Here is a 2603-nt window from a genome sequence, read left to right on the forward strand (position 1 = left end):
TTGCGTATTCCGGACCAACGTGACCACCCATTCCGTTTCATCGTAACCGCCTGTTCCGGGCGATCGTGACCGCTCATTCCGTTTCATCGTGACCGATTTCAGGGCTTTCCCCGGAATCGGCGGTCACGTTCCGCCGGAATCTCACCTAACTCGCTGGAATTCTTAACAAAATCACGGCATAACCGCGCCCTTTTGCTCGCCAGGAGGGACGGATGCCGGCAACGAGGATTCCAATGCGTAAAATCATGGATATATTGCGCCTCAAACATGAGGCCAAGCTCAGCAACGAGAAGATCGCCCGCGCCTGCGGCGTCTCCAAAGGGGTGGTCTGCAAGTACCTCCACCTGGCTGATGCCCGGGGAGTCGGCTGGCCACCGCCAGAGGGGGCTGATGAGGGCCAGATAGAACGGTTGCTGTTCCCGGCGGTGCAGAAGCCTTCCCGCTTTGTCGAGCCCGACTACTTCGAGATCCACCAGGAACTCAAGCGCAAGGGTGTGACCCTGCAACTGCTGTGGGCGGAGTATGTGGCCGTCCACGAGGACGGTGCCTACCGCTACAGTCAGTATTGCCACCGCTATCGGCAGTGGCGTAAGCAACAGCGGCGCAGCATGCGCCAGGTGCACCGCGCCGGCGAGAAGACGTTCATCGATTACTGCGGTCCCACAGTGCCCATCGTCTGCCGCCAGACCGGTGAAATCCGTAAGGCCCAGGTGTTTGTGGCGGTGCTTGGCGCTTCCAGCTACACCTACGCTGATGCCACCTGGACCCAATCTCTGCCAGACTGGATTGCCTCGCACCAGCGTGCCTTCCGCTTCTTCGATGGCGTTACCGAGTTGCAAATCCCGGACAACCTGTTGGCCGGGGTGACCGACGCCAACCGATATACGCCGCAGATCAATGCCACCTACGCCGAGATGGCGGCACACTACCAAACTGCTGTGCTGCCTGCTCGGCCCCGGAAACCAAAGGACAAAGCCAAGGCGGAGGTGGCAGTGCAGATCGTGGAGCGCTGGATATTGGCCCGCTTGCGACACCATACGTTCTTCTCCCTGGCGGAACTCAACCGGGCCATCGCCAAGTTGCTGCCAGACCTGAACAGCCGCCACTTCCAGGGCCAGGACGTGAGTCGGCGGGATCTCTACGAGCGCCTGGATGCACCGGTACTTAAGCCACTGCCGGCGGCACCCTACGAATACGCAGAGTGGCGCAAGGCCAAGCCCGGCATCGATTACCACATCAGCGTTGAGAAACGCTTTTACAGCGTGCCCCACGCCCTGGTCGGCCAAACCCTGGATGTGCGCCTCACCGCCGAGACCGTTGAAGTACTGCACAAGGGTAATCGCATCGCCATACACAGTCGCCGGGGACCAGGCCGGTTCAGCACGCTGGTGGACCACATGCCCAGTTCACACCGGGCACACCGAGAGTGGTCGCCGGGGCGCTTCCTCAACTGGGCCCAGGACATCGGCCCCTGCACCCGGCAGGTGGTGCAACAGCAACTGGAGAACCGACCGCACCCGGAGCACGGCTACCGTGCCTGCCTGGGACTACTAAACCTGAGCCGCCGTTACAGCAAGGCGCGATTGGAGGGGGCCTGTGAGCGGGCGCTGGCCATCCGCTCGATCAACTACCAGAGCATCGCCTCCATCCTGAAACAGGGACTGGACCAACAGGCTCTGGAAGGCGACAGCCACCTGCAAGACGACCTGCCATTGCACGGCAATGTGCGCGGCGCCGACTACTACCACTGATTACCTGGAGACAAACATGTTAATGCAACAAACCCGTGAGCACCTGAGTGCCCTGAAACTGACCGGCCTGCTACAGGCCCTGGAAGAACAACTGGAGAACCCAGCGATGAGCGATCTGAGCTTCGAAGAACGACTGGCCATGCTGATAGACCGCGAGGTTCTCTACCGAGAGAACCGCCGCTTGGAGCGCCTGCTGAGAGTTGCAAAGCTACGGGTCACGGCCTGTGCTGAGGATGTCGACTACCGCCATCCCAGGGGACTGGAGAAAAGCCGTATGGCATCGCTACTCTCGCTGGACTGGATACAGCAATCCCTGAACTTGTGCATCACCGGTCCCACTGGTTGCGGCAAAACCTGGCTGGCCTGCGCCTTCGGCAACGAGGCCTGCCGCCGCGGCTACAGTGTGCGCTACCTACGCTTGCCACGGCTGTTTGAGATGCTGCGAATCGCCCACGGCGATGGCTCCTATGCGCGGCTGATGAACCAGCTGTTGAAAACCGACCTGTTGATCCTGGACGACTGGGGTATCCAGAAAGTCAGTGCCGCCCAGCGCAATGACCTGATGGAGGTGATTGAGGATCGCCATGGCCGGCGCTCCACACTGATAGCCAGCCAACTACCGACCGAATACTGGCACGAATACATCGGCGAGGCGACGATCGCTGACGCGATTCTGGACCGGCTGCTGCACGGCGCTCACCGCCTGAATCTCACCGGGGAGTCCATGCGCAAAACGAGGGACAAATTGACTGAACGTGACCGGTCAGTGTAAAACTGCTGCCGCCAGCGAGCATTGGTGTGCAGGTCGGTCACGATGCCCGGAACGGACGGTCACGTTCGCCGGAATACGCA

General features: G+C 60.8%; 2 protein-coding genes. Both read left to right on the forward strand.

The window, feature by feature from the left end:
- Nucleotides 1-212: 212 nt before the first annotated feature.
- Complete coding sequence (gene istA, locus DWB85_RS19210; protein WP_162846210.1) at nucleotides 213-1751, forward strand: IS21 family transposase; 1539 nt, start codon at nucleotides 213-215, stop codon at nucleotides 1749-1751.
- Nucleotides 1752-1767: 16 nt separating this feature from the next.
- A complete protein-coding gene (gene istB, locus DWB85_RS19215; protein WP_117957682.1) occupies nucleotides 1768-2523 on the forward strand; it encodes an IS21-like element helper ATPase IstB in 756 nt (251 codons plus the stop codon).
- The last annotated feature ends 80 nt before the right edge of the window (nucleotides 2524-2603 follow it).

The sequence above is a fragment of the Seongchinamella sediminis genome (assembly GCF_003457605.1).
In the GTDB taxonomy this organism is placed as follows: Bacteria; Pseudomonadota; Gammaproteobacteria; order Pseudomonadales; family Halieaceae; genus Halioglobus; species Halioglobus sediminis.

Excerpts from the sequence above, each read along its gene's own strand:
- istA (WP_162846210.1), top strand. The coding sequence starts at position 213 with ATGCCGGCAACGAGGATTCCAATGCGTAAAATCATGGATATATTGCGC.
- istB (WP_117957682.1), top strand. The coding sequence starts at position 1,768 with ATGTTAATGCAACAAACCCGTGAGCACCTGAGTGCCCTGAAACTGACC.